This is a genomic window from Methylorubrum extorquens, from assembly GCF_024169925.1.
Classification (GTDB): Bacteria; Pseudomonadota; Alphaproteobacteria; order Rhizobiales; family Beijerinckiaceae; genus Methylobacterium; species Methylobacterium extorquens_A.
Genome location: NZ_JALJXF010000001.1, coordinates 4,015,940 through 4,034,201 on the forward strand (window position 1 = coordinate 4,015,940; position 18,262 = coordinate 4,034,201).

At 69.2% G+C, this 18,262-nt stretch carries 13 protein-coding genes; 9 read left to right on the top strand and 4 right to left on the bottom strand.

Features of this window, described 5'->3' with window-relative positions; translation table 11 throughout:
• The first annotated feature begins 13 nt into the window (after positions 1–13).
• The 3 genes from J2W78_RS18795 (at position 14) to J2W78_RS18805 (ending at position 3,305) form a co-directional block, all read left to right on the top strand.
• Entirely contained in the window at positions 14–355 is a 342-nt protein-coding gene (locus J2W78_RS18795; protein ID WP_253372965.1) for a hypothetical protein, read from the top strand.
• Positions 356–361: 6 nt separating this feature from the next.
• A complete protein-coding gene (locus J2W78_RS18800; RefSeq protein WP_253372967.1) occupies positions 362–1,213 on the top strand; it encodes a DUF1206 domain-containing protein in 852 nt (283 codons plus the stop codon).
• Positions 1,214–1,316: 103 nt separating this feature from the next.
• Positions 1,317–3,305 (top strand): nucleoside-diphosphate sugar epimerase/dehydratase, encoded by a 1,989-nt coding sequence (locus tag J2W78_RS18805; RefSeq protein WP_253372969.1) that lies wholly within the window; start codon positions 1,317–1,319, stop codon positions 3,303–3,305.
• A 36-nt stretch (positions 3,306–3,341) separates the two neighbouring features.
• Here the strand turns inward: J2W78_RS18805 and J2W78_RS18810 are convergent, their stop codons facing one another.
• The 3 genes from J2W78_RS18810 to J2W78_RS18820 all read right to left on the bottom strand — a co-directional run bounded on the left by J2W78_RS18810 (position 3,342) and on the right by J2W78_RS18820 (position 5,975).
• Entirely contained in the window at positions 3,342–3,899 is a 558-nt protein-coding gene (locus J2W78_RS18810; protein ID WP_253372971.1) for a hypothetical protein, read from the bottom strand.
• 133 nt (positions 3,900–4,032) lie between these two features.
• Positions 4,033–4,956: an NAD-dependent epimerase/dehydratase family protein gene (locus J2W78_RS18815; protein WP_253372973.1), complete on the bottom strand. Its 924-nt coding sequence runs from the start codon at positions 4,954–4,956 to the stop codon at positions 4,033–4,035.
• A gap of 11 nt (positions 4,957–4,967) precedes the next feature.
• Positions 4,968–5,975, bottom strand: a complete 1,008-nt coding sequence (locus J2W78_RS18820) for a glycosyl transferase (protein WP_253372975.1) — start codon at positions 5,973–5,975, stop codon at positions 4,968–4,970.
• 301 nt (positions 5,976–6,276) lie between these two features.
• On the opposite strand from J2W78_RS18820, the gene J2W78_RS18825 reads away from it, so the two are divergent.
• The 3 genes from J2W78_RS18825 (at position 6,277) to J2W78_RS18835 (ending at position 10,698) form a co-directional block, all read left to right on the top strand.
• Positions 6,277–9,207 carry an EAL domain-containing protein gene (locus J2W78_RS18825; RefSeq protein ID WP_253372977.1) on the top strand — a complete coding sequence of 977 codons (2,931 nt, stop codon included), beginning with the start codon at positions 6,277–6,279 and terminating at the stop codon, positions 9,205–9,207.
• 121 nt (positions 9,208–9,328) lie between these two features.
• The gene (locus tag J2W78_RS18830; RefSeq protein WP_253372979.1) at positions 9,329–9,712 is read left to right on the top strand and encodes a hypothetical protein; all 384 of its coding nucleotides are present in this window, start codon (positions 9,329–9,331) and stop codon (positions 9,710–9,712) included.
• Between the two features lie 44 nt (positions 9,713–9,756).
• Positions 9,757–10,698 carry a ferredoxin--NAD(+) reductase gene (locus tag J2W78_RS18835; RefSeq protein WP_253372981.1) on the top strand — a complete coding sequence of 314 codons (942 nt, stop codon included), beginning with the start codon at positions 9,757–9,759 and terminating at the stop codon, positions 10,696–10,698.
• A 268-nt stretch (positions 10,699–10,966) separates the two neighbouring features.
• Here the strand turns inward: J2W78_RS18835 and J2W78_RS18840 are convergent, their stop codons facing one another.
• Entirely contained in the window at positions 10,967–13,513 is a 2,547-nt protein-coding gene (locus tag J2W78_RS18840; protein ID WP_253372983.1) for a glycogen/starch/alpha-glucan phosphorylase, read from the bottom strand.
• A gap of 327 nt (positions 13,514–13,840) precedes the next feature.
• On the opposite strand from J2W78_RS18840, the gene J2W78_RS18845 reads away from it, so the two are divergent.
• The 3 genes from J2W78_RS18845 to J2W78_RS18855 all read left to right on the top strand — a co-directional run bounded on the left by J2W78_RS18845 (position 13,841) and on the right by J2W78_RS18855 (position 18,254).
• A complete protein-coding gene (locus J2W78_RS18845; RefSeq protein ID WP_253372985.1) occupies positions 13,841–15,472 on the top strand; it encodes an alpha-amylase family glycosyl hydrolase in 1,632 nt (543 codons plus the stop codon).
• Between the two features lie 253 nt (positions 15,473–15,725).
• Positions 15,726–17,252, top strand: coding sequence for a glycogen synthase GlgA (gene glgA, locus J2W78_RS18850; protein ID WP_253372987.1), 1,527 nt, complete (start codon positions 15,726–15,728; stop codon positions 17,250–17,252).
• Between the two features lie 222 nt (positions 17,253–17,474).
• Positions 17,475–18,254, top strand: coding sequence for a Crp/Fnr family transcriptional regulator (locus J2W78_RS18855; protein ID WP_253372989.1), 780 nt, complete (start codon positions 17,475–17,477; stop codon positions 18,252–18,254).
• The last annotated feature ends 8 nt before the right edge of the window (positions 18,255–18,262 follow it).

The following is an 18,262-nucleotide window of genomic DNA, read 5'->3' on the forward strand; positions in this document are numbered from 1 at the left end:
CGCGGGACCGGCCTTGCCCCATTTCGAAGACTTCTACGCCAACAAGCTGCGCGGCTCGCTCGGGGTCACCGATGCGGAATCGGTGCTCGACCTGCGCGGGACCAACCGCCCGACCGCGGAGGCCTCGCTGACCGACATGCTGGAGCGCAGCCGCTTCGCCAAGGGCAAGACCGTGGCGATCCGCCTCGATCCGCCGCCGGAGGGCGGGGGCGAGACCCTGTTCCAGCCGATCGGGCGCCAGCTCCTCGACGCCAAGCGCCGCGGCTGGATTGAGCGGCTCCAGACGCTGCCGTCAGGCGACGGGCTCGGCTTCTACGTGGCGCTGGCGGGCAAGCCCGACCGCGAGCGCGACTGAACCGGGATGGCTTGGAGTCGGAACGACAACGCCTTGGAGCACCTCGCCCGCTTCGGCTACGGCGCGCGCGGCTTCGTCTACTGCGTCGTGGGGGCGCTCGCCGTGCTCGCCGCCCTCGGACAGGGCGGCTCGGCCGGCGACAGCAAGAGCGCAATCCGTGCCGTGCTCGGCGGCCCGTTCGGCGCCGTCGTCGTCGGGCTGATCGCGCTGGGGCTCGCGGGCTTCGCCGTATGGCGCTTGTTCGAAGGCGTGACAGATGCGGACCGGCGCGGGCGCTCGCCGAAGGCGCTCGCCGTGCGCGGCGCCCACCTGATCAGCGCCGTGATCTATGCCGGCCTCAGCCTCACCGCCGCCCGCCTCGCCTTCGGCATCGGCCGCGCCTCGGCCGGCGGCGACGGTGTGCGGGACTGGACCAAGTGGCTGCTCGACCAGCCCCTCGGCCCCTGGCTCGTCGGGATCGTCGGGCTCGGCATCGCCGCCGCCGGGATCGGCTACGCCGCCAAGGCCTGGAAGGGCAACGTCACCGAACGACTCTCCCTTCCCGCCGGCTCCGAGGCCTGGATCGACCAGCTCGGCCGGTTCGGCTACGCGGCGCGAGGGCTCGTCTTCCTGATGATCGGCGGCTTCGTCCTCACCGCAGCCTGGACGCAGGCCTCTTCCGACGCCTCGGGGCTCTCGGGCGCCTTCTCGGCGCTGCGGGCGCAACCCTACGGCTGGGTGCTGCTCGCCATCGTCGCCGCCGGCCACTTCGCCTTCGGCGCCTTCGGCCTGATCCAGGCCCGCTATCGCCACATCGACGCCCCGGATCTCGACGAAGGGGATGGGGCGGTGGCCAAGGCGGTCCGCGCCGCGCGTTGACAATCCCCCCGGTCGGCGCCGATACCGCGCTCCGCCTGGAGCATCGGCCTTGTGCCGAAAACCGGTCTCCATCGTTCGGGCCGATGCTCTGACACGAAGCACCATGCAGAAGCGCACCTTCAAGACGGCGGTGATGGTCGTCCATGACCTCGCCGCGACCGCGGCGGCCGTGGTGCTGACCTTCGTCTTTCGCTTTCAGGACGGAGCGCTGGCCGAGCGCCTGCACGCGCTGCCGCTGCTGCTGCCGCCGTTCCTGGCCTATGCCGGGCTGATCTACGCATGGTTCCGGCTCTATCGCACCAAGTGGCGCTTCGCCTCGCTGCCCGACCTCGCGGGCATCGTGCGCGCGGCCAGCGTCACCGCGCTGACTCTGCTCGTCCTCGACTACGTGCTGGTCTCCTCGAACCTCTACGGGTTCTACTTCTTCGGAAAGGTCGCGATCCTCCTCTATTGGGTCTTGCAGATCTTCCTGCTCGGCGGGCCGCGGCTGGCCTTCCGCTACCTGAAATACGCCCGCTCGCGGCAGAGCCAGGCGCGGGCCGCCACCACGCCGACGCTGCTGCTCGGCCGCGGCGCCGACATCGAGATCGTGCTGCGGGCCATCGAATCCGGCTCGGTCAAGCGCCTCTCCCCGAAGGGCATCCTCTCGCCGCGGGCGGACGAAGCGGGCCAGATGATGCGCGGCGTGCCCGTGCTCGGTGGGTTTCGCGATCTCGAACAGGTGGTGGCGGATCTCGCCAACCGCGGCCTGCCGGTGCGCCGGCTGGTGGCGACGCCGAGCGCGCTGGCGCCCGAATCCGAGCCCGATGACCTCATCGCCCGCGCCCGGCGGCTCGGCCTGCCGCTCGCCCGCGTCACCAGCCTCGGCGAGGGGATGCGCGACGCCGAACTCGCGCCGTTGGAAATCGAGGATCTGCTCCTGCGACCCACCGTCGCCATCGACCGGCCGCGGCTGGAAAACTTCCTCACCGGCGCCCGCGTGGTCGTGACCGGCGGCGGTGGTTCGATCGGTGCAGAGATTTGCGCCCGCGCCGTCGCCTTCGGCGCTTCGGCCTTGCTCGTCATCGAGAATTCGGAGCCGGCGCTGCACGCCGTCCTCAACGGCCCCGCCCTGCTCCACGCCGAGGCCGCGGTCGAGGGTGCGCTCGCCGATATCCGCGACCGCGAGCGGCTGCACGCCATCCTCCGCGATTTCCGGCCGACCTACGTCTTCCACGCCGCCGCTCTGAAGCAGGTGCCCTATCTCGAGCGCGACTGGGCCGAGGGCATCAAGACCAACGTGTTCGGCTCGATCAACGTCGCCGAGGCGACGGTGGCCGCGGGCGCCCGCGCCCTGGTGATGATCTCGACCGACAAGGCGATCGAACCGGTCTCGCAGCTCGGCGTCACCAAGCGCTTCGCCGAGATGGTGGCCCAATCGCTTGACGCGGAACGCAGTGGCGCGGAGGCGACCCGGCTCATCGCCGTGCGCTTCGGCAACGTGCTGGGCTCGGCCGGCTCCGTAGTGCCGGTGTTCAAGGCGCAGATCGCCCGCGGCGGCCCCGTTACGGTGACCCATGCCGAGATGGTGCGCTACTTCATGACCGTGCGCGAGGCCTCCGACCTCGTGCTTACGGCGGCCTCCCACGCCGATGCGGAGGGGCGCGGCGATACCGGCGATCAGCGCGCGGCGGTCTACGTGCTGAAGATGGGCCAGCCGGTGCGCATCCGGGATCTCGCAGAGCGGATGATCCGGCTCGCAGGCTTCGAGCCCGGCGAGGACATCGAGATCCAGGTCACCGGCGCGCGCCCGGGCGAGCGGCTCAACGAGATCCTGTTCGCGAAGGAGGAGCCGCGCGTGACGCTCGCCGGCATCGAGGGCGTGATGGCGGCCAAGCCCGTCTTCGCCGACCGCACCGTGCTGGAAGGGTGGATCGCGCGCCTGCACGAGGCCGTGGCCGCGGGGGACCGGGCGGCGGCGGAGGCGGTGTTCGAGGAGGCGATCCCGGATTTTCGCAATCGCGCCGGGGCCGTTCCGAACGCGAAGCCTGAGAACCGTGCCGTCGAGCCCGAGTCGTCAACCGTGCCGCTTCCACAGCCGACGAACGCTTAGGAAAGGCGCTCCGCCAGCCCTCGGGCCGGCGCTGCGCTAACCGATGGTCCTACGCTTCAGATATCCGAGCGCCGACGACACGGTGGCTCCGGTCGTGCCGGCAACGTCGGAGACCGCATTCAGCGCCGTTGCTCCGAACCCGGCCTCCGATGAATCGAGGGGCGTTTCTTGCACCGCAGACTCCTCGCGGAGGCGGTTGGCCGCGAGCTGGATGACCCGGCGGTCGTTCTCCATCAGCGCCGCAATGCCGATATCGGTCATCGCGAGCAGGGTCGCTCCGTCGAGGAACCGCACCTCGATCAGCGCCTTCTGCTTCGGTCCGCTATCGAGGGCACCGAGGCCGGCACCGAGCGCCGAGGCCGCGACATTGACGGGGACGGACAAATCGAGCTGCTGCGCCAGTGCCAAGCCGCCTCGCAGACCGCCCAGCATCTGACCGAGCGTCGATTGCTTCTCGCCGACCCCGCCATGCACGACGATCTCCGCAATCGTCTCTGCGCCGCGATCCGAGGGTCCGGGTAGCTTGAACACACCCGTGTCGTACTCACCGCTTCCCCGGCCGCATTCACCCGCCACGATCGTCAGATCGGCCATGTCCGTGGTTTCTCAAAGTTCGAGCTGGGGTTGCGTACATCTTTCTGCGCCGAAACCGACGACAGGGAAATCGAGACGGCACCGCACAGGTCGGATCGGCACCGACGGTGACCGCCCGGCAACAATCCGGGTGTCAGTCGCCCGCCCGCGCCAGCGCCGCGAGCCCATCCCGCGACGCCTGCGCCGGCCGCCAGCCCAGGGCCTCCAGCCCCTCGGCGCGGGCAACAAGCGAGCCGGACAGCCGGTCGAAGGCGGCCTCGCGGCCGGTGGCGCGGCAGGCGAGGCTGATCAGCGGAACGGGACAGGGCATCAGGCCGGGTCCGCGGCCGAGGCCGGCGCGGAGCGCGGCGAGCATCTCGGGCAGGGTCAACGGATCGGGATCGGCCACCACCAGCGGACGCCGCAGGGGGCCGGGCGCCTCCAACGCGGTCGCCACCGCGCCCGCGAGACTCTCGACCGAGACCAGCGAGCGGCGCCCGGTCAGGCTCGCGAGCGGCAGGGGATAGGGCGTGCGGGCGAGCTTGAGCAGCGCTGCCATGTTGCCCTTCACCCCGGCGCCGTAGACGAGCACCGGGCGCAGGGCGACCCAATCGAGACCGGTCTCGGCCAGTGCCTCCTCTGCGGCGAGCTTCGAGCGGCCGTAAGGATCGGTCGGCGCGGGCGCGTCCGCCTCGGAGACGGGCGCCGGGGCGCTCGATCCCACCTGCGCCCGGATCGAGGAGAGGAAGACGAAGCGGCCCACCTTGGCTCGTTGTGCCGCCTCGGCGAGCTTACGCGTCGCCTCGGTGTTCGAATTGCGAAAGTCGTCCTCGGGTGCGCCGGACATGGCGTGAGCGAGGCCGGCGGAATGCACCACCGCATCGACCCCGGTAAGCGCAGCGGCCATGTTCATCGGCCGGGCCAGATCGCCGACGACGGCGCCGCTGGCGCCCTCCGGGACCTCCACCGGCCGGCGCAGCAGCACGCGGACCCGGTAGCCCCGCTCCGAGAGGGCCCGCAGCAGGTGGCGTCCGATGAAGCCCGTGGCTCCCGTCAGCGCGATCAGCTTTCCGCTCACCCGTCATCCCCTCACGCGCTGGCAGCCCGCGGCGTCGCGAACCGGCGCAGCAGCCATCCGACCAGCCCCGCCGAGAGGACGAGGCAGACGAGCGTGACGGTCCGAGACGGCCAAAGCAAGGTCACGCCCGCAAGCCCGGCCAGTACCGCCTGCACGGCGAAGACCGAGCCGACGGTCTCCAGCACGGAGAACCCGTTGACGGTAGCGACCTGATAATAGTGGCTGCGATGGGCCTGCCAGACGGCCTCACCCCGCCGCAGGCGCCACAAAAGGGTGAGCGTCGCGTCGGCGATCGGATAGAGCGGCAGGATCAGCGCGGCGGCCAAGCTACCCTCCCCCGCAAGGCGGAACAGCAGCCACGCCACGATCAGCCCGACCGGCAGCGAGCCGACATCGCCCATGAACAGCCGTGCCACCGGCCGGTTGAACGGGGCGAAGCCGAGAAGCCCGCCAAGCAGCGCGCCGGCGACCAGGGTCGGCTCGGGCGCGTATTGGCCCGCGAGGCCGAGGGCGAACAGGAAGGCGGTGGGCGGCACGAACTCGGCCAGCGTCATCCAGTCGAGCCCGTCCATGAAGTTGACGAGGTTCACGAACCAGAGCCCGGCGAGGATCGTGAAAGCGCGCTCGAGCCCCAGCGGCACGTCCGGGAGCAGGCGGCCCTCGGCGGTAATCACGACGGCGGCGACCGCACCGGCCTGGATCACGAGACGGAGCGAGGCCGGCAGCGGCCGGATGTCGTCGACGGCGCCAACGACGGCAAGGGCGATCACGGAGAGAGCCAACACCGGCAGCTCGACGCCCCCGAGCGCGATCCCGGCCGGTGCAGCGAGAACGGCCACCGTGAGCAGCGCGGCAGCGATGATGGCGATGCCGCCGCCCTGGGGCGTCGGCACCCGGTGGCTGGAGCGGGCATTGGGCCGTGCGAGCGCGTAGCGCTGCAAGAGCGGCTTCAGCAGCACGATGAGACCGGCGGAGAGGAGCGCCGCCAGCGGTACGACGAGGGGCGGTACGAGGGTCATCGGGTCGTAAGAGGACGCGCAACAGCCCTCCCCCCTCTGCGGGGGAGGGATTTCAAACTGCGTGTTTCAATCATTCGCATATCGCCCGCTCTACCCGCCCGCACCTGCCCAAGCGAGACCACGGCAACCGGTCCCAACTTGTTTTGGCCGCAAAGCCACGCGATCCGCCTGACGTGGTCCGCCGAAAGAGCGGTGGGCGGGCCGCGCGTCCCCGGCCGGCTCGCCTTGCGGGCGCGGGGAGCCGCCGATACGACTTGGCCGCTCGCCCCCACCGCTCAAGCTGGCTGTCAAGAATCGCCCGTTGCGCACGCTTTCCCTGGCCCTTGCCCTGGCCCTCGCGATCCTGACGGCCGTGGCGGGTTCCCTCGCCGGTCTCCTCGGGACCACCACGCCCGCCTACGCGGTCGAGGCCGTGCGCGTCACCCTCGACGCGCCCGCCATCGACCTGACGCCGACGATCGAGCGCTACCGCTCCGACGGCGACTTGATCCAGATCTCCACCGCACCGGGCAAGGACGGCATCGTGCGGCGCATCGCGGTCAAGGCGCGCGAGGCCGGCGCGCGGCCCGACTGGATGGTGTTCGCGCTCACCAACGACACCGACGAGCAGATCGACCGCCTGCTGGTCGCCCCCCACTTCCGCCTCGTCGGCTCCGGGGTGATCTGGCCCGATCTCGGCGGCTCGCGCATCGCCGCGATCACCGCGAGCGAGGGCATCCGGCCCGAGCGCGACGAGAGCCTCGACGCCGACCAGTTCCTCATCACCATCGATCCCGGCACCACGGTGACCTACGTCGCCGAGTTGAAGGGCCCCAACATCCCGCAGGTCTACCTCTGGGATCAGGACGCCTACCGCAAGAAGACGTCGGGGCTCACCCTCTATAAGGGCATCATCATCGGCATCGCCGGGCTGCTCGCCCTGTTCCTCACCATCATCTTCGTGGTGAAGGGCGCGATCATCTTCCCCGCCGCCGCCGCGCTCTCCTGGGCGGTCCTGGCCTATGCCTGCATCGATTTCGGCTTCCTGCAGCGGGTGTTTCCCGTCACCGAACTCGCCGAGCGGATCTACCGCGCCTCGGCCGAAGCCGTGCTCGGCGCGACCCTGCTCGTGTTCCTGTTCGCCTACCTGAACCTGTCGCGTTGGCACGTGCGCTACAGCCACGTCGCCTTCTTCTGGCTCACCTTCCTCGCCGGCCTCGTGGCGCTCGCGGTGTTCGACCCGCCGGTGGCGGCGGGCGTAGCGCGCATCTCGATCGCGGCTGTGGCGGGCGTCGGGCTGCTGCTGATCCTGTATCTGGCCGTCCATAACGGCTACGACCGCGCCATCCTGCTGGTGCCGACCTGGCTGCTGCTGCTGGTCTGGGTTGTGGCGGCGGGCTTTGCCATCACCGGGCAGATCGGCTCCGACCTCGTGCAGCCGGCGCTCATCGGCGGCCTCGTGCTCATCGTCATGCTGATCGGCTTCACGGTGATGCAGCACGCTTTCGCCGGCGGCGGCCTCAGCCACAGCCTCGTCTCGGACACCGAGCGCCGGGCGCTGGCGCTGACGGGGGCGGGCGACATCGTGTTCGACTGGGACGTACCGGGTGACCGCGTCTTCGCCGGTCCCGAGATCGAGGCGCAGCTCGGGCTCAAGCGCGGCACCCTCGAAGGCCCGGCGGCGAACTGGCTCGGCCTGCTCCACCCCTTCGACGTGGAGCGCTACTCGGCGGCCCTCGACACCGTGATCGAGGAGCGGCGCGGGCGCATCACCCACGATTTCCGCCTGCGCTCGGCCGACGGTCCCTACGCGTGGTACCGGCTGAAGGCGCGGCCGGTGATCGGCACCGACGGCGAGGTGATCCGCATCGTCGGCACGATCAGCGACGTGACCGAAGCCAAGACCGCCGAAGAGCGGCTGCTGCACGACGCGGTGCATGACAGCCTCACCGGCCTGCCCAACCGCGAGTTGTTCCACGACCGGCTCGAGGCCGCGCTGGCGCTGGCGAGCCAGGATCCGCGCCTGAAGCCCGCGGTGATCGCCCTCGACATCGACCGGTTCAAGGCGATCAACGACGCCATCGGCCTCTCGGCGGGCGACTCGATCCTGCTCACGCTCTCGCGTCGGCTCGGCCGGCTGCTGCGCCCGCAGGACACCCTGGCGCGGGTAGCGGGCGACGAATTCGCGGTGATCCTGCTCTCCGAGCGCGAGCCCGACCGCATCCTTTCGTTCGCCGAGATGATCCGGCGCGCCATCGCCACTCCGGTCACCTATGCCGACCGCGAGGTGTTCCTCACCGTCTCCATCGGCATCGCCCTGCACGAGGCGGCGCAGGGCGCCGGCCACCAGGGCAGCGGGCAGACGCGGCGCGAGGAGGTGTTCAAGAACGCCGAGATGGCGATGATCCAGGCCAAGCGCGGCGGCGGCGACCGGATCGAGGTGTTCCGCGCCAACATGCGGCTGGAACGCTCAGACCGGCTGATGCTGGAGGCGGATCTGCGCAAGGCGCTGGAGCGCAACGAGATCAAGGTGCTGTTCCAGCCGATCGTCCGGCTCGAAGACCGTACCGTCGCCGGCTTCGAGACGCTGCTGCGCTGGGATCACCCGAAGCTCGGACGCATCCCGCCCTCGACCTTCCTGCCGGTGGCGGAGGAGACCGGCGTCATCGTCCCGCTCGGCAATTTCGCCATCGAGCGCACGGCGCTCGAACTCGCCGCTTGGCAGCGCTCGCTCGACGTCGAGCCGCCGATCTTCGCCTCGGTCAACGTCTCCTCGCGCCAACTCCTGCGCCACGACCTCCTGCACGACGTGAAGACGGTGATCGCCCGCACCGGCGTGCTGCCCGGCTCGCTCAAGCTGGAGATGGCCGAGGGGCTGGTGATGGAAAACCCGGAATACGCCGCCCAGATGCTGGCCCGCATCCACGATCTCGGCGCCGGGCTCGTCCTCGATGATTTCGGCACCGGCTACTCGGCGATCTCCTATCTTCAGCGCTTCCCCTTCGACACGATCAAGATCGACCAGAGCTTCGTGCGCCAGATGGGCCAGGGCCGCACCGCCATGCTGCGCTCGGTCTTGCGGATGGGGCAGGAGCTCGGTCTGGCCACCATCGCCGAAGGCGCCGAATCGGAGGAGGACGCGCAGGTGTTGCAGGAATTCGGCTGCGATTACGCGCAAGGGGCGGCCTTCGGCGAGCCGATGACCGTGCTCCAGGCTCGCCAGCTCGTCGGCGCCGCGCCCGAAGCCGCCTGATCCCGCGATGACGCGGGGGTCTCGCACTTCTGTTTAAACCTCCCTTAACCATGTTGCGGGAAGGTCCACCCGAACGATCCGGGACGCCGCTGCGGCGGACCCGCCGGACTGAGGATGGACGATGATCGAGGCGACGAGACGCAGGAGCCCGGCCCCCACCGGCAACGCGATGCGCCGCCTGATGACGCGGCCCATCCACGCGCATCTCGCCGTCGCGGCACAGCCGCGGGCGGTCGTTGCGGAGGCGCCCGAAGCGGTGACGGAGGCTCCGGCGGAAGTCCCCGCCCCCCTGCCCTCCACGCCCGAAGCGGATGAGGCGGATCTCGTGCGCCTGCGCCTCGAAGTGGCGATGATGAAGGCAGCACTCGCCGCCGAGCGCCGGGAGAGCGAGGCGCTTCGGACCAGCCTCGGCCTCGCGGACGCGGAAACGCTGAGCGAGGAGGCGCGGGCCGTCCGCGCGCGCTGGGCCGCGCTGGTCGAGCGCCTGATCCACACCCCGCTCTGATCCTTTCCAAAACACCTCTCATCCGATCGGAGCGGGTTGCCGCCATGCGTGCTCCCACGAGCGCCCGTTGTTCGCTTGTCGTCAACGGCCAGCCCCTGCGGGTCTCCCCCGGCGACACCTCCCTGGAGACCGCGCTGGCGGACGGCGTGATCGCCCCGATGACCGGGCTCCTCGGCCAGGGCGCCGGCCCAGCCTCGCGGCGGCTACCCGTTCGGGCGCGGCGGGCGGAGGCGGTGACGCTGTCCGCGCCCGATCCGGACGCGACGATCCGGCCGGTCAAGACGCCGGCCCGGACGCTCGCGCGCCGCACCGGCAGCATCGACTCCATCACGGCTTTGGCGCCGCGAGTCCTTCAAGTGGTCGCGACCCTGGAGCGGCGGCTTCCTTTCGAGCCGGGTGACCAAGTCGTCGTCACGCTCGAAGGCGGGCGCCCGGTCACGCTCACACCGACGCTCGGCGTCGAGGGCGGGGCGGAGCTGAACGAACTCGTCTTCCACCTGCGCGGCGAGTGCGCCGAGGATCTCACCGCCCTGTTCGGTTGCCCGGTCGAGCCCGGCCGCGCGGTGAAGGTGAAGGGCCCCGTCGGCAACGGCACCTATCGGCCCGGCGGCGGTCGCCTCGTGCTGGTCGCGGCGGAGACCGGATTCGCCGGCATCTGGGCGATTGCCCGCGCCGCGCGCTACATCGAGCCGGCCCGCGAGATCTGCCTCGTGGTCGGCGCGCGCGATCCCCTCGACCTCTACATGCGGCCGTCGCTCGAATGGCTGCGCGCCACCGGCGTCACCCGCATCACGCTCGCCGCCGACCGCCACCGCCAGCGGGGGCCCGATGTGCGCCCAGGCCCGCTCACCGCCCATATCCCGAGCCTGCGGACCACCGACGTGGTGCACGCCTCCGGCTGCCCCTCGACGCTGGGCGCGGTGGAAGTCCTGGCCGCGGCAGCCGGCGCGCGGTTCTACGCGATCCCGCTCGAACCGGAGTCTTAGACTCCCTTCAAATCGCTTTTCCGGTCCACCTCCCTCATCCTGAGGCGCCGCGAAGCAGCCTCGAAGGGTCTTCCAAAAGCCGTGCGGGCTCTGGAGGATCCTTCGAGGCCCGCCGACGCGGGCGCCTCAGGATGAGGGTATGGTTCGGACGAACCTGTTCCGGACAGCGCATTACCAATCGGGCACTGCCTGCCCTTCTCGGTCAAAAGAAAAGGGGCAGGACGGATCACCCGCCCTGCCCCTTTCTCGATTCGACCGGCTGCCGGGTTCAGGCCACCTTCACCCGCCAGATCTCCTCGGCATATTCCCGCATCGAGCGGTCGGAGGAGAACCACGCCATGCGCGCGGTGTTGAGGATCGCCGTCCGCCACCATTGAGCGGGGCGCTTCCAGGCCGCGTCGATCTCGCGCTGGACGCGCCAGTAATCCTCGAAATCGACCGTGGTCAGGTAGCGGTCGCCGTGGCGCAACTCGTCCACCAGCGGCGCGAAGCGGGCCGGATCGTCCGGCGAGAACGTGCCGTCGGCGATGGCGTCGAGCGCCGCGGCCAGCCGGGGCGAGGCCGCGATCGCCTGGGTAGCGTAGGCCGGCTCCCTCACGCGGGCGAGCACTCCTTCGGCGTCGAGGCCGAAGATGAAGATGTTTTCCGCGCCGACATGGTCCTTGATCTCGATGTTGGCGCCATCAAGCGTGCCGACGGTGAGCGCGCCGTTAAGCGCGAGCTTCATGTTGCCCGTGCCCGAGGCTTCCATTCCGGCGGTCGAGATCTGCTCGGAGAGGTCGGCGGCCGGGATAATGACTTCGGCCAGGCTCACCGAGTAGTTCGGGAGGAACACCACCTTCAGCCGGTCGCCGATCTCGGGATCGGCATTGACGACCTTGGCGATGTCGCCCGCGAGCTTGATGATGAGCTTGGCCTGCACGTAGCTCGGCGCCGCCTTGCCGGCGAAGATCTTGACCCGCGGCGTCCAGTCCTTGTCGGGGGCCTGCTTGATCGCTTGGTAGAGCGCTACCGTCTCGATCAGGTTGAGGAGCTGGCGCTTGTACTCGTGGATGCGCTTGATCTGCACGTCGAACAGCGCCGACGGATCGACCGTGATGCCGGTGCGCTCGGCGATGACCTGGGCGAGGCGCTGCTTGCGGATTGTCCGCACCGCCGCGTAGCGCTGGCGGAACTCCGGATCGTCGGCGAACGGCACCAGACGTTCGAGCTGTGTCGGATCGTCGAGCACGCCCTCGCCCGCGGCCTCGACGGCGAGCGCCGTCAGCTCCGGGTTGGCGTTGTGCAGCCAGCGGCGGAAGGTGATGCCATTGGTCTTGTTGAGGATCTTCTCCGGCTCGATCGCGTGGAGATCCTTGAACACGGTCGATTTCAAGAGCTCGCTATGAAGCGCCGAGACGCCGTTGACCCGCCGCGAACCGTGGAAGGCCAGCGGTCCCATGCGCACGCGCCGGCCGTGCGACTCGTCGATCAGCGAGACGGTGGACACGTCGAACGCCCCGCCCGACGCGCCGCCCTTGGCGTTCTTGCTCTGCTCTTCGAGGTGCAGCCAGTTGATGAGGTAGATGATTTGCATGTGGCGCGGCAGCAGCCGCTCCATCAGCTCCACCGGCCAGGTCTCCAGCGCCTCGGGCAGCAGGGTGTGGTTGGTGTAATGCAGCGTGTTGGAGGTGATCTGCCACGCATCCTCCCAGGGGAGGTCGTGATCCTCCATCAGGATGCGCATCAGCTCCGGCACGGCGATGGCCGGGTGGGTGTCGTTGAGCTGGATCGCGGCGTGGTCGGGCAGGGAGCGTAGGGAGCCGCGCTCCGCCACGTGCCGGCGCACGAGATCCTGGAGCGAGGCGGAGGTGAAGAAGAACTCCTGGCGCAGGCGCAGCTCCTGCCCCTCGGCGGAGGAATCGCTCGGGTAGAGCACCCGCGAGATCGCCTCGGCCCGGGCCCGGCCAGCCACGGCGCCGACATGGTCGCCAGCATTGAAGCGCGCGAGCTCGACCGGCGCATCGGCCTCCGCCTTCCAGAGGCGCAGGACGTTGACGTGTTTGCCGCGCCAGCCGACGATCGGCACGTCGTGGGCCACGGCGTTCACGGTCTCGGCCGGGTGCCAGTGGCGGCGGATGTGGTGGTCGCCCTGGCTCGTCATGGTGACGTGGCCGCCGAAACCGATCTTGTAGGTTGCCTCCGGCCGCGGGAACTCCCATGGATTGCCTTCGGCGAGCCAGGTCTCCGGCGCCTCACGCTGCCATCCGTCCTCCAGCGACTGGCGGAACAGGCCGTGATCGTAGCGGATGCCGTAGCCGATCGCGGGGATCGACAGGCTCGCCATGCTTTCCATGAAGCACGCGGCGAGCCGCCCGAGGCCGCCATTGCCGAGTGCCGCGTCGGGCTCGGCCCCCTCGACGCTGGCGAGATCGACGCCGAGGTCGCGCAGCGCGGCCTTGGTGGTCTCGACGAGGCCGAGATTGTTCATCGCGTCCGACAGCAGCCGGCCGATCAGGAATTCGAGCGAGAGATAATAGACCCGCTTCTCCGGCACGTCGGCGGCTTGCGCACCGTAGCAGGCGTCGATGATCCGGTCGCGCAGCGCCAGCGCCGTGGCGGCGAACCAGTCGCGCTCGCGGGCGACATCGGACGTCTTGCCGAGAGCATAGTGGAGCTTGGCGCGGATGGCCTCGCGCAATTCAACCACCGCATCGCCATCGGCAACGGGGCGGGGCTTAACATATGTGGCGGCGGCCCTTGCGGACTTCGCCGATGAAGCGGGAGCGTCCGCTTCGCCGTTCCGGACGAGAACGGACAGAGCTTCGTTCAGCACCTGGGTATCCCCCTTCGTTGCAGCCGAGGATGTCGGACGGACGCAAAGTCTGGCCGCTTCTTGCGGCGGCACGATGACCCGCGACGTGGTCTGTCGCCCTGCTCCGCCATGGTGTTGCCGGTCGCAGGACTTGTCGAGACACATGCGTCGGAACAAAGCTTTCGCAAGTCGTGTGCCCACAGGACTGTGTCATGGTAGACACATCCCCGACGCATCGGCCGGCGCCTCGCGCCAGAGATAACCCCGGCCGCTTGAAGGCTTGCTGAACGGCCCTAACCCTCTTCGGGCGATGCGCAAGGCGTCGAGGGCAGCATCGCGGGAGGTCCGATGGGCGGTCCGATATCCGGGACGAACGGCTCCGAAGCGGCTTGGTGGCAGAGCGGGACAGTCTATCAGGTCTATCCCCGCTCGTTCCAGGACACCGACGGCGATGGCGTCGGCGACCTTCGGGGGATCACGGCACGGCTGGACTACCTCGCTTGGCTCGGTGTCGATGCGGTGTGGATCTCGCCGTTCTACCGCTCGCCGATGGCCGATTTCGGCTACGACGTGGCCGATTATTGCGCGGTCGATCCGCTGTTCGGCACGCTTGAGGATTTCGACGCGCTGATTGCCGAGGCGCATCGGCGCAAGCTCAGGGTGATCCTCGACTTCGTGCCCAACCACAGCTCGATCGAGCATCCGTGGTTCACCGAGAGCCGGGCGAGCCGCGAGGCGGCCAAGCGCGACTGGTACATCTGGCGTGACCCCGCCCCCGATGGCGGCCCGCCCAACAACTGGCTCTCGAATTTTGGCGGCCCGGCCTGGACCCGCGATCCGGCCACCGGCCAGTACTACTATCACGCCTTCCTGCCCGAGCAGCCGGACCTGAACTGGCGCAACCCCGAAGTGCGGGCGGCGATGCACGACGCCCTGCGCTTCTGGCTGGCCCGCGGCGTCGATGGCTTCCGCGTCGATGTGATCTGGCACCTGATCAAGGACGAGGGATTTCGCGACAACCCGCACAATCCCGAGTTTCAACCGCATCAGGCCGGGATCAACCGCTTCCAGCAGGTCTATTCCTGCGATCGGCCCGAGGTGCTCGCGGTCATCGCCGGGATGCGCGCGGTCCTGCGCGAGTACGGCGAGCGGGTGCTGATCGGCGAGATCTATCTGCCGATCGAGCGGCTGGTGACCTATTACGGGCCCGGCCTGACCGGGGCCGACCTGCCCTTCAACTTCCAGCTCATCCAGACACCGTGGCGCGCCGACGCGGTGGCGGCCTTGGTGGCGGAATATGAAATGGCCCTCCCCGACGGCGGCTGGCCGAACTGGGTGCTCGGCAACCACGATCAGCCCCGCATTGCCGCCCGCGTCGGCGAGGCACAGGCCCGCGTCGCGGCAATGCTGCTGCTGACGCTGCGCGGCACGCCGACGCTCTATTACGGTGACGAGATCGGCCTCGCTCGCGTTCCGGTGCCGCCTGAGCAGGCACAGGACCCGTGGGGGCGCAACGAACCCGGTCATGGCCGCGACCCCGAGCGCACGCCGATGCAGTGGGAGGACGCACCCAATGCGGGCTTCACCACCGCTACGCCGTGGCTGCCGCTCAGCGCGGATGCGAAGCGGCGCAATGTCGACGAGATGCGCGATGATTCCCGCTCGATCCTGACGCTCTACCGCCGGCTCCTGTCCCTGCGCCGTGACCATCCGGCCCTGTCGATCGGAGATTGGCGGGGCCTGTCGCTCTCAGCGGATCTCGCCGCCGACGTCTTTGCCTTCGAGCGCGCCTCGGGTGGCGACGTCTTACGCATCCTGCTCAATTTCGGCAGCCTGGAACGGACGATCCCCTTGGAGGATGGGGGCTGGACGATCCTGCTCTCGACCCATTCGGGACGGGCGGGTGACAGGGCCGACGACCATATCCGGCTCGCACCCGATGAAGGCGTCATCCTGAAGCCGGCAATCCGACAGGGCTGATCGATGCGGCACTGCACTCTGCGCATTCAGCCCGCCTAAAACCGGGATGGATGCGCAGGACACTTTCGCCATTCGCCCAGCGCAGACAACCCATGATGGAAGCGCAGGCACTCACCCACAAATATCGGTCTGAACATGGCCTGAATTGTGCGATGCAACGGAACGGATTGCCTTCCGGAGCATTGCAATGCCGAGCGCAGCAGCGGCGGTTCCCGCCCTTCACGAGCCGCGCCGGTGGCGTAGGGGTCAATCGATGGCTTATGTGGATCTCGGTGGGCTCCGGGTCACCGATCCACCGACTGCCGCCTCCGAGCCCGAGCCGCGATTAGGCAACGCTCTCCTCCCCCGCATTCTCTACGCCACCCCCGAGATGGCGGATTTCGTGAAGACCGGCGGCCTCGGCGAGGTTGCGGGCGCCCTGCCCCGCTCCCTGCGTCGCCACTACGACGTCCGCGTTCTCATTCCCGGCTACGCGCAGGTTCTCGCCGGGCTCGACAACCTGACGATGATCGCCCGGCTCGGCAGCTTTGCCGGCGTTCCGGGCTGCGAACTCGGCTTCGGCACCACGCCGGACGGCCTTGGCGTCTACGTGCTGGTTGCCCCCGATCTGTATGAGCGCGACGGCACGCCCTACGGCGACGAGCGCGGCGATTTCGGAGACAACGACCTGCGGTTTGCCCGCCTCAGCCGGGCGGCGGCGGAACTGGCCGGGGGCATCGACCCGTTCTGGTCGGCCGACCTGCTGCACCTCAACGATTGGCAGACCGCGCTGGCCCCGGCCTACATGTCCTGGCTCGGCATCCGCCGCCCGAGCGTGCTGACGATCCACAATCTCGCCTACCAGGGCCTGTTCCACCGCGACAATCTCGGCCGGGTCGGCGTACCGGACCACGCCTTCCAGATGGATGGCGTGGAGTTCTACGGGCAACTCTCCTTCCTCAAGGCCGGCATCTATCACGCCTCGCACGTTACCACGGTAAGCGAGACCTATGCCCGCGAGATCACCACGCCCGAAGGCGGCTGTGGCCTCGACGGCCTGCTCCGCACCCGCGCCGCACAGGGCCGCCTGACCGGCATTCTCAACGGCATCGACGAGAGCTGGGATCCGCGCACCGACCCGCACCTCGCCACCCGCTTCGAGACCGACGACTGGAAGGGCAAGCGGGCCAATGCCGACGAGGTGCGCAAAGCTTTCGGCATGGCGGTCTCCCGCGGGCCGCTCTTTGCCATCGTCTCGCGCCTCGTGCACCAGAAGGGGATCGACCTCAGCATCAGCGCCGCCGAGTCGATCGTCGCCGAGGGCGGCCAGCTCGTGGTGATCGGCCAGGGCGAGGGCCGGTTCGAGGAGGCCCTGCGCGATCTCGCCGGGCGCCATCCCGACCATGTCGGCGTCCATGTCGGCTTCCGGGAAACCGAGGCGCGCCGCATCTTCGCCGGCAGCGATTTCCTTCTGATGCCCTCGCGCTTCGAGCCCTGCGGGCTGGCGCAGATGTACGCGCAGCGCTTTGGCTCCCTGCCGATCGTGCGCCGCACCGGCGGCCTCAACGATACGGTGGAGGACGGGGTCACCGGCTTCACCTTCGGTGAGGCTTCGCCAAAGGGGCTGACCTCGGCGATACGCCGCGCCTTCGACACCTTCGGCCAGAAGAAGCGCCTCAACACCATGCGGCGCAGCGCCATGTCCCGCTCCTTCGGCTGGGACGGGGCGGCGCTGAACTACTGCAACCTCTACGCCCGCGCCTTCGGCAACCACACCGCCCGCCGTTGGAAGGCGGCCTGAGACGCGGGCCACCACGGTTTCCGCCCGAATCGAGCGGGCAACCGTGTCAGCAAGCCCACGCTGCGCTCCAAAGAAGTCCACATCCGCCCTTGCGAAGGGGCCAATCGGACTGGCGATGACGCCCGACACCGTTGCGGGAACACCGCGTTCGCAGGGACGGTTTCCGGTAAAATCTCCTTTTGCTTCCATGGCACGGAACGACGCAATCCGCGTTGTGCGTGCATGGACGCGACTGTGACGCTCACGCGCACGAACCCTCTGATCTTAAGGCTTCGCTACGGCGCGGATCTCGATGCCGGCGACAAGGCGTTGCTGGCCGACCTATCGCGATCCAGCCGCAGCCTGGAGGCGCAGCAGGATATCGTGCGGGCCGGCGACCGGGCGGCGGGTGTCCACCTCGTGCTCGAAGGCTACGCCTTCCGCTACAAGCTCATCAATGACGGACAGCGCCAGATCCTCGGGTTGCTCCTCCCGGGCGATTTCTGCGATCTGCAATCGATCGTACTCGGCCCGTCCGACCACTACATCGCGGCGCTGACCGCGTGCACGGTCGCCGACATCCCGCAGGATCGGGTCGATGCCCTGGTCTTCCGCGATTCGCGCCTCTCCCGGGCGCTGTGGTGGGCGACCCTGGTCGATGAGAGCATCCTGCGCGAATGGCTGGCCAGCATGGGCCAGCGCTCGGCCGACAAGCGCATCGCCCACCTGTTCTGCGAGTTGCTGCTGCGCCAGCAGCTCGTCGGAGCGGCCGGGGAGCGGGACTGCCCGCTGCCCCTGACCCAACCGATGCTTGCCGACATCCTCGGTATCACGACGATCCATGTCAGCCGCATCCTGCGCGATCTGCGCCTTGCCGGGCTGATCCAATTGAAGGACCGCCAGCTCCACGTTCCGGACGTCAAGCGCCTGCAGGCGTTCTGCGACTTCGATCCGACCTACCTGCACCTCATCAGGATGCCGGATCTCGAAGCCGCCACGGACATGGCTCGCACCGGACACTGACGCTGGCT